Genomic DNA, 9357 nt, shown 5'->3' with positions numbered 1-9357 from the left:
AGATGATCACGACATGCTGAACGAGGTCAACGGCCTGCCCACGCACATCCTGCTGGTGCACGCGGTGGTGGTGCTCATCCCCGTCGCCGCGCTGCTGACGGTGCTGTCCGCCATCTGGCCGGCCGCCCGGCGACGGCTGGGCATCATCACCCCCCTGGTGGCGCTGGCCGCGCTGGTCGTCACCCCGCTGGCCACCGAGGCCGGCGAGTGGCTGGAGAAGCGGGTGCGCTCCACTCCGCTGATCCAGGAGCACGTCGAGCTGGGCGACACGATGCTGTGGTTCGCCATCGGGCTGTTCGTGGTCGCCCTGATCGCCTGGGGGCTGCCGGCGGCGGTGCTCAAGAGCACCGGCCGACCGCCGGCCCCGTGGGTCGGGGTGGTCATCGCGGTGCTGGCCGTGGTGGTGGCCGGGGCGGCGACGTTCCAGGTGTTCCGGGTCGGCGAGGCCGGCTCCAAGGCCGTCTGGGAGAACAGTTACTGCTCGGTTCCGCTCGACTCCGCCGGGACCTGCCCGGTCTCCTGACCCGTCCGACGGAACGGCCTGGGTATCGTCGGCGCTGGACCTGGGCCGATGGCGCCCCGGCCGGGTGAGGGAGCACGGGAATGACGCGAAAGCGCGAGGTCGTCGTCGGCATCGACGGCTCGGAGACGTCCACCGCGGCGGCCCGCTGGGCGGCCGGCGAGGCCCACGCCCGCGGGGCCCACCTGGTCCTGCTCTACTCGTTCGAGCTCTATGCCTACGGCTCCAAGGACGCCGCGCTGCCCGGCTCCATCCCCTACGAGGAGGCGCAGATCGCCGCGGCCGAGCTGGTCGACGGCGTGGTCAAGCAGATCGGTCACGACCGGGGCGGTCTGCACGTCGAACCCAGGATCCTGCACGAGTCGGCCGGCACCGCCCTGATCGAGGCGAGCGGGGAGGCCTTGCTGACCGTCGTGTCCTCGCACGGGCACGCCTCGCGGACCGAGGAACTGATCGGCTCCTTCGCCGTGCACACCGCCGAGCACGGGCTCGGCCCGGTCGCCGTCGTCCGCGATCCCGGGCCCGGCACCGGACCGATCGTGGTCGGCGCCGACGGCTCGGACGTCTCGGACAACGCCATCGACTACGCGTTCGCCGCCGCGCAGGCCCACCGCGTGCCGCTGCACGTGGTGCACTGCGCCCACGGCTCCACCGAGGACCGCGGTCGGGAGGAGCTGGCGGGCGCCGTCGCCGACCGCCGGTCCGCCCACCCCGGCGTCGAGGTGGTCACCGCGATCGAAGCGGGCAAGCCGCAGCACGCGCTGCTCGAGTACGCCGCCGCCCAGGGCGCCGCCCAGCTGGTCGTCGGCACCCGCGGGGTCAGCGGGTTCGCCGGGATCGTGCTCGGCTCGGTCAGCCGGTCCCTGCTGGCCAACGCCACCCTGCCGGTGGTCGTCGTCCGGCCGGAGTCGGCGGACCACTGACCGGCTGATCCGAGACGGGTCCGGGAGAACCGGCTAGGTAGTTGGCCGATCTTGCGAGGCCAGCATCGAGCGCGGGAGGGTGTCCTGGATGAATGCGGCGACGGAGGACCCGGATTCATCAGGAGACCCCTAAAGGTCGATGCCTGCCGTGTGGCGAGGTAGACAACGGCGTGCCCGAAGGTCACGTGACGGATGGCCGTGACGAAGTCGAAGGACGCCGCCGTCCGCTGCGCATCCGAAGCAGTGGTAGCGGCCTCCATGAACAGCCGGTGCGACCACCAGGCTGGCGAACCGTTCCTCGTGGAAGGGGCAGGAGCCCTTGTACTGACCCGTTCCGGCGGGCCGCAGCCAAATGTGCTCACCCACCACCAGATCAAGGCGGCTTGCTTGGCGGACACGCTCCACGTCCGCCGGCGAGAAATCGGGTGGTGTCACGGGATGCTGATGACTTCCCAGAGGGGCGGGAGCCTCTGTCGCAGAGGCAATTTGTTGGTAGCCAAACGCTACGAGGGTATCGCTTCATTCCACACGGCGACGCCGCCGCCGACCTTGCTCACGAGCAGCCGGGGCCGGTCTCCGCTGATGGAGAAGTTCCACGCCTCGTAGCGGGCGCTCGGCTTCACGGTGATCGCCGCCCCACCGGCCAGCCCCACGGACATGGTGCCGACCTTTGAATAATTGCACGATTCGACGGTCCGGTGGAGGGCACCCAGAATGCGGTTTGCGAATTGCCTTGCGCATTCTGGATCGATGACCAACTTCCCCGCCCCGTCCGCGAACTGGAAACCAGTCTGAATGCGCAGTAGGGAATGGTCGGTGACAATCGTCACGGCATGGTCGAATCTGATCTGAGTCACCGTGTCGCCGATGACGTCCGGTACCGCAATCAAGGTATCCGACCCCACTCAATTGATCTCGCCAGCCTCCGTGAAGGCAGCCCGAACCGACCGGGCGGCCGTCTCCGGCAGGCCGGCGTCAGGGCGGGTGGTCACCCTCCCTGTCCGCCGCGCGAGCTTCCCACAGTCGACGCCGCACCCGGTGATCCGTCCACCAGGCCACCGCCGAGACGCACCCAGTCAGCACGGTCACGGTGGACACGCTGACCCAGGGAATGACGCCACCGGCGGCCAGGCCGAGAATCACCAGAACGACGACACCCCCACGCCAGGGCCATCCACACCTGCCACGGCCTCCAGCTCATGAATGCTCCCCAGGATGACGTCCCGGCTGACGGGGGCGAAGAGAAAGGGATGGAACGGCGCTCATCAGCGCCTCCGGCGACGTCGACACGCCCACAGGATCGGAATGGTCGCCACCAGCAGTATCAAACCCAGAATCAATCGGACGATGTCGTCTTCCATATCCCGCCGATCAGGAAGGCAGATCCCGCCGACAGCAGAAACACGCCCGTCCCGAACGTCCACCCGAGTCGACTATTGACCACGCTGCGGCCAATCAAACCAGGCACCGTCAGCAAGCCAGGGGCACCTCGGACGGGACGGCCTCCCAGTACGCACACCCGGGCGGTACCCGCACCAGCACCGAGCCAATCCGCCGCGATGAACCCCTCGATCGGGCGCCGAGCCGCGGCCGAACGGGCCGAACGCCGTCGAGCATGGCCGGCGACCGCGAGTCCATCGTCGAACCGGGACTGTCGGACCGTCGTGAGAGGGTGACCGCATGCGGCGGGGGTGGGCGAGAAATCCGGCCGGCAACGGTCCGGACGCTCCGGGGCACCCCCGGGGTGGCTCAACTGCAGTCAGCACCACCGTGCCGGCACGTCGATGCGCTCCGCGCATGCACGTGCCCGCCCAGCAGGGACAGGTCGCCCACCACCGCCGCAGCGGAATGCCCAGGTGAGCGGCCCGGCCGACCGCCTCGCGACCGCCCTCGCCGACGCCATGCTGGCCGGATCCTGGAGCGAGCAGGCACTTCTCGAGCGCACACGACGGGTGATCGACCGGCGCCCGCCGTGGCTCACCTCGATGGTCCGGGAGGTGCTGGCCGCCTACCATCGACCGCCGGCCGACCGGCCGCGCGAGCTGGCCGCGTTCGTCCGGCAGAGCGCGGCGATGGCCCGGGCGCTCACGTCGTCGCCCCGGTTGCCGGCCCCGGTCATCCGGCTCAGCAGCCCGACCCGGATGATCCATCGGCCCTTCCCCACCCCGGTGTTGGACCACACGGGCGACCTGGCCGACCACCTCGGCATCACGCTCGACGCCCTCGACACGTTCGCCGACCCGTACGGGCGCGCCCGGCGCGCGCACCGGGACGGGATCGCGCACTACCGCTATCGATGGCTGCATCGGCCGCGCGGCGCCCGGCTGATCGAGGCGCCCAAGCCGGATCTGCGAGCGCTGCAACGAACGATCCTGGACGACCTGCTCTCCCCCATCCCGATCCACCCGGCGGTGCACGGCTTCGTCGCCGGCCGCTCGCCGATCACCGGTGCCGCCGAGCACGTCGGCGCGGACGTGGCGATCGCCCTCGACATCGAGCACTTCTTCGCCTCGATCACCCCGGGACGGATCTGGGGGGTGCTGCGGGCGGCCGGCTATCCGGAACCGGTCGCACACCTTCTCGTCGGGCTCACGACGCACGCCACGCCCGTCGCGGCCCTGCGGGCGATGCCCGTCAGCGCCGACCCCGGCCGCGACGCCCGCCTCGGCCGGCGATTGGCCGCGCCGCACCTGCCGCAGGGCGCGCCCACGTCACCGGCGCTGGCGAACCTGGTGGCGTTCTCCCTCGACCGCCGGCTCGACTCCTACGCCCGAGCCGCCGGTGCCCGGTACACCCGCTACGCCGACGACCTGACCTTTTCCGGCGACCACACCTTCGCGCAGCGCTCGGGGGCGCTGGTGGCGGCGGTGGAGAAGATGATTCAGCAGGAAGGGTTCGCGGTGCATCCGGGCAAGACCCGGGAGTGCCACCGGCACCGGCGGCAGACGGTGACCGGGATCGTCGTGAACGACCGGACCAACGTCCCGCGACCGGACTACGACCAGCTCAAGGCGGTCCTGCACGACTGCCGCCGCAACGGCCCCCGGGCCGCCAATCGCAACGCCCATCACGACTTTCGCGCACATCTACTCGGCCGGATCTCCTGGGTCGGGGCGCTCAATCCGGCGCGGGGCGCCCGGCTGCGGGCGCTGTTCGACGAGATCGATTGGACCGGCTGAGCTCTCCGTACTCTCGGATCCGGCCGCGGCGCACCGGACCCTACCGCGGAGCGCCGCGTCGGCGTCGCAGGACGACCACGAGCGCCAGGAGCAGGGCCGCCGGAATGAGCAGTTCCTGGCCGTGCCGTTGGCCGGCGTCCCCGGCGACGAACCAGACGAAGCTGGCGACGAGGAGCGCGCCCGCGACCGCCAGCAGCGTCGACTCCAGCTTCGTATAGCGCGTCGCGCGGTCGGCCACCTCGCCATGCTCGCACGGCGCGCACTCTGGGGAGCGTCGGGGCACCCATCAAGGGGCCAGTTCCCGTCGCTCCCAGCACCCCGGAACGACCGCGCGTGGCCCCTCGACCGGCGATGACCCGGTCCCACCGCGGGAGGACAATCCTGGGACCCGGTCGTGAAGCCTGCGCGCGACGGGCGCCGCTCGGCGAGGAGGTCGGTCGTGGTCGAATTCCGTCTCGCCGTCGTGGGCCCTGACCATCTCGAAGACCTGAGCCGGTTGTTCGAGCTCCGGCGGACCACGAGGCACTGCCGGTGCATGGCGTTCTGCTCGTCGGGCGGGCAATTCGCTGTCGGCTGGTATTCCGGCGGCAACCGGCGACGATTCGAGACGATGGCGGCGCAGGGCCCGACGGGCGTGCTCGCGCTGATCGACGACGAGCCGGTCGGTTGGTGCGCCTGCGGGCCGCGGTCACGTTTCCGCCCGGCGGAGAGGGGCCGGAGCAGTCCGCTGGCCGGCCGGCCCTGCGACGAGGACACCTCGGTCTGGCTCGTGGCGTGCACGGTCATCAGCCCGGACCGCCCCGGTCAGGGCCTCCTCCTGCCATTGCTGCGCGGCGCCGTCGACCTCGCCCGGCGCCGGGGGGCGGCGGCGGTCGAGGCCTGGCCGGTGTCCACCGGCGTGCGCCGACGCGGGATGGAGCACGTCGGCCGCGAAGCCGTCTTCGTCCGGCTCGGTTTCCGCCAGGTGAGCCGGCCGGCTTCGGATCGAACGATCGTTCGGCTGGACTTTCCGGGGCGCCCCGACGGGAGCGAACAGCCTGGCGAAACCGGACGAATAAACCCAGGTGGTGGGCGGCGATGAGCGCCACGTCGTACGAGGACTTCCCCCGGAATTCCCGGGGCCAGCGATACGGGTCGGAAGCGGACGCCGCCACTCCGCAGGACGCGCCGGATCTGATCTCGGCGTGCGGGGTCGACGGACGAACCGGATACGTACCCAGGGCAGATCTGCGCGGACCTGAGCCCCGAACGCCGAACGAGGCGATCGAGATGACCGAAGCCGCGATCGCCGCCGGCCCGCGATTGATCCCGCTGTGGTCCGCCGACGGGATCACCCGGATCGGCTCCTTCCTGGTCAACGGGCTGCCCGGGTCCATGCCTTCCTGACCGACCGCCCGGCGCTGGCATAGGTTGACCGGATGCTGCGAGAGCGAATCCGGGATCTGATGCCGCAGGCCCAAGCCGACCTGGCCGAGATGGTCACCTTCCGGTCGGTGCACGACGCCGCCCAGTTCCCCGTCGAGGGGTGTGACGCGATGGTCGACTGGCTGGTCGACGCGTTCACCTCGGTCGGGCTCTCCGAGGTGGCCGCGCATGTCACGGCGGACGGCTCGAAGGCGGTCACCGGCGTGCGGCCGGGCCCCCCGGGCGCGCCGACGGTCCTGCTGTACTTCCATCACGACGTGCAACCGCCGCTGGACGACGCCGCCTGGCTCAGCTCGCCCTGGGAGCTGGTCGAGCGGGACGGACGCTGGTTCGGCCGGGGCACGGCCGACGACAAGGGCAGCATCGCCGTCGTGCTGACCGCGTTGCGCGCACTCGGGGACGACCTGCCGGTCACCGTGCGGATCGTCGGCGAGGGCTCGGAGGAGCAGGGCACCGGCGGCCTGGAGGACTTCGTGCCCCGGCACCCCGAGCTGCTGCGAGCCGACGCGATCCTGGTCCTGGACAGCGGCAACGTCGCGGTCGGCCGACCGACCCTCACCACCTCCCTGCGCGGGGTCGCCGACCTCGTCGTGACCGTCGAGACGGCGCGTTCGGTCCTGCACTCGGGCATGTTCGGCGGCCCGGCGCCCGACGCGCTGGCCGCCCTGGTGGCCATGCTCGCCACGCTGCGCGACGCCGCCGGCAACACCACCATCGACGGGCTCGACGCATCCGGGAGCTGGGCCGGCGCGGAGTACCCGGCCGACCGGTTCCGGAGCGACGCGCAGGTGCTGGACGGCGTCGACCTGCTCGGCGACGGGACCGTCGCCGACATGCTCTGGGCCCGGCCGGTCGTCACCATCCTGGGCATCGACTGCCCACCCGTGGTCGGTTCGTCCGCGGCGATCCAGCCGTCGGCCCGGGCCCGGCTCAACCTGCGGGTGCCGCCGGGCACCGATCCGGCCGCCGCCCGCGACAAGCTGATCGCCCACCTGCGCGCGGCGGCGCCCTGGGGGGCGCGGGTGAGCATGGAACCCGGCGGGATCGGAGCGCCGTTCGCGGGCAGCCTCGGCGGTCCGGCGTACGACGCGATGGCCCGGGCGATGGCCGACGCCTACGGCCGCGACCTGGAGACCCAGGGTCAGGGCGGGTCCATCCCGCTGTGCACCGTATTCCAGGAGACGTTCCCGGACGCCGAGATCATGCTGCTCGGGGTCTGCGAGCCGGAGTGCCGCATCCATGCGCCGAACGAGAGCGTGCATCCGTCGGAGGTGGCGAACATGGCGCTGGTGGTGGCCCGATTCCTGCAGGAATTCGCCGGTTCATCCGCCTCGGAGTGATCCGCGGCACACATATCTGAATCGATCAACCTCTCGGTGGGGGCGGCGTCATTGCCCGTATTACCCGGCCCCGCCCACCAGTGCAGACCCACCACTGCAGAGAGGTGCCTTCGATGACCATCGAGGAAACCACCGTGACCTTCACCGAGCTCACCGCCGACCTCGAGAACCCGGGGCCGGACTGGCGGCGGACCGCCGTCGTCTACCAGATCTACCCCCGCTCGTTCGCCGACTCCAACGGTGACGGGATCGGCGACCTGCCCGGCATCACCCGCCGTCTGCCGGCCCTGGCCGAGCTGGGCGTCGACGCCATCTGGCTGTCCCCCTTCTACAAGTCCCCGCAGGCCGACGCCGGGTACGACGTCGCCGACTACCGCGATGTCGACCCGGTCTTCGGCACCCTGGCCGACTTCGACGCCATGTTGCAGCGGGCGCACGGCCTGGGCCTGAAGGTGATCGTCGACCTGGTGTCCAACCACTCCTCCGACGAGCACGAGTGGTTCCAGGCCGCGCTGGCCGCCGGACCGGGCTCGCGCGAGCGCGAGCGCTACATCTTCCGGGAGGGGCGCGGCGAGAACGGCGAACTGCCGCCGAACAACTGGGAGTCCTGCTTCCGCGGGCCCGCGTGGACCCGCACCACCAACCCCGACGGCACCCCCGGCCAGTGGTACCTGCACCTGTTCGACACCAAGCAGCCCGACTGGAACTGGGAGAACCCGGAGGTCCGGGCCGAGTTCCTGGACGTGCTGCGGTTCTGGCTGGACCGGGGCGTCGACGGCTTCCGGGTGGACGTCGCGCACTCGCTGATCAAGGCCCCCGGCCTGCCCGACCAGGCGCCCGCCGACCAGGCGGCCCAGGACGCGGAGACCGACGGCTTCTTCCTCACCGGCCCCATGTGGGACCAGGACCGCGTGCACGAGGTCTACCGGGACTGGCGGGCCCTGCTCGACACCTACTCCCCCGACCGCATCCTGTGCGCCGAGGCATGGGTGCCCTCGCTCGACCGTCTGGCCCGGTACGTGCGGGACGACGAGATGCACCAGGCGTTCAACTTCGGCTACCTGGAGAGCGAGTGGGACGCGGCCCACCTGCGCGCCACCATCGACAAGTCGATCGCGGCCAACGAGACGGTCGGTGCGCCGACCACCTGGGTGCTGTCGAACCACGACGTCGTCCGGCACGTCTCCCGGCTCGGCCTGCCGGCCGGTCCCCGGCCCAACGGCATCCGCGCCGAGGACGTGCAGCCCGATCACGAGCTCGGCCTGCGCCGGGCGCGCGCCGCGACGCTGCTGATGCTGTCGCTGCCCGGGTCGGCCTACGTCTACCAGGGCGAGGAACTCGGCCTGCCCGATCACACGTCGCTGGACGACGACCTGCGGCAGGATCCGACCTGGTGGCGGTCGCAGTACACCGAGGCCGGCCGCGACGGCTGCCGGGTCCCGTTGCCGTGGGAGGCCGACGAACCCGGCCTGGGCTTCGGCCCCGGAGGGGCCACCTGGCTGCCGCAGCCGGCGGCGTACGCGGAGCTGGCCCGCGACCGGCAGCACGAGGTCGAAGGATCCACGCTGGAGATGTACCGCACCGCTCTGGCCTTCCGGAGGGCGTTCGCGCTGGCCGTCGGCACCGTCGGCTGGGTCGAGTCGGCCCCCGGGGTGCTGCAGTTCACCAACGGTGAGCTGACCGTCGCCGCCAACACCGGCACCGAGTCCGTGCCGATGCCCGAGGGCGAGCTGCTGATGAGCTCGGTCCCGCTGACCGACCACGGCACCCTGCCGGCCGACACCACCGTCTGGCTGCTCACCGAGGTGTTCAACGAGTCGCAGTCCTGACCTAACCTGATCTGATCTGATCCGATCCGACCTGCGGCCGGGCCGGGGTCGCGCCCTCCCGCGCGGCCCCCGCCCACGTCGTCCCCGCCCCACCCCCCCCCCCCCCCCCCCCCCCCCCCCCCCCCCCGGCCCGCCACCCCC

The 9357-nt window shown here is 71.6% G+C and carries 9 protein-coding genes; 6 read left to right on the top strand and 3 right to left on the bottom strand.

Features of this window, described 5'->3' with window-relative positions:
* Both ACOJUF_RS10385 and ACOJUF_RS10380 read left to right on the top strand, forming a co-directional pair.
* On the top strand, window positions 1-523 hold a 523-nt coding region (locus ACOJUF_RS10385), incomplete at its 5' end, for a DUF2231 domain-containing protein (protein ID WP_420121776.1).
* A gap of 80 nt (window positions 524-603) precedes the next feature.
* Window positions 604-1443, top strand: a complete 840-nt coding sequence (locus ACOJUF_RS10380) for a universal stress protein (protein ID WP_420121775.1) — start codon at window positions 604-606, stop codon at window positions 1441-1443.
* Window positions 1444-1572: 129 nt separating this feature from the next.
* On the opposite strand, the gene ACOJUF_RS10375 is transcribed toward ACOJUF_RS10380, so the two are convergent.
* On the bottom strand, window positions 1573-1848 hold the full coding sequence (locus tag ACOJUF_RS10375; RefSeq protein ID WP_420121777.1) for a CHC2 zinc finger domain-containing protein: 276 nt from the start codon (window positions 1846-1848) through the stop codon (window positions 1573-1575).
* 98 nt (window positions 1849-1946) lie between these two features.
* Entirely contained in the window at window positions 1947-2348 is a 402-nt protein-coding gene (locus ACOJUF_RS10370) for a DUF6188 family protein (protein ID WP_420121774.1), read from the bottom strand.
* 951 nt (window positions 2349-3299) lie between these two features.
* Between ACOJUF_RS10370 and ACOJUF_RS10365 the strand changes: the two genes are divergently transcribed.
* Window positions 3300-4622, top strand: a complete 1323-nt coding sequence (locus ACOJUF_RS10365) for a reverse transcriptase family protein (RefSeq protein ID WP_420121773.1) — start codon at window positions 3300-3302, stop codon at window positions 4620-4622.
* 40 nt (window positions 4623-4662) lie between these two features.
* On the opposite strand, the gene ACOJUF_RS10360 is transcribed toward ACOJUF_RS10365, so the two are convergent.
* Window positions 4663-4860 carry a hypothetical protein gene (locus ACOJUF_RS10360; RefSeq protein WP_420121772.1) on the bottom strand — a complete coding sequence of 66 codons (198 nt, stop codon included), beginning with the start codon at window positions 4858-4860 and terminating at the stop codon, window positions 4663-4665.
* Window positions 4861-5061: 201 nt separating this feature from the next.
* On the opposite strand from ACOJUF_RS10360, the gene ACOJUF_RS10355 reads away from it, so the two are divergent.
* The 3 genes from ACOJUF_RS10355 (at window position 5062) to ACOJUF_RS10345 (ending at window position 9216) form a co-directional block, all read left to right on the top strand.
* Window positions 5062-5703 (top strand): hypothetical protein, encoded by a 642-nt coding sequence (locus ACOJUF_RS10355; RefSeq protein WP_420121771.1) that lies wholly within the window; start codon window positions 5062-5064, stop codon window positions 5701-5703.
* A gap of 337 nt (window positions 5704-6040) precedes the next feature.
* Window positions 6041-7387, top strand: a complete 1347-nt coding sequence (locus ACOJUF_RS10350; protein WP_420121770.1) for a dipeptidase — start codon at window positions 6041-6043, stop codon at window positions 7385-7387.
* 113 nt (window positions 7388-7500) lie between these two features.
* Entirely contained in the window at window positions 7501-9216 is a 1716-nt protein-coding gene (locus tag ACOJUF_RS10345; protein ID WP_420121769.1) for a glycoside hydrolase family 13 protein, read from the top strand.
* Window positions 9217-9357 lie beyond the last annotated feature (141 nt).

The organism is Nakamurella sp., from assembly GCF_048594475.1.
In the GTDB taxonomy this organism is placed as follows: domain Bacteria; phylum Actinomycetota; class Actinomycetes; order Mycobacteriales; family Nakamurellaceae; genus Nakamurella.
The sequence above is the reverse complement of the archived record's forward strand: the minus strand, read 5'-3'. Positions and strand labels throughout refer to the sequence as shown.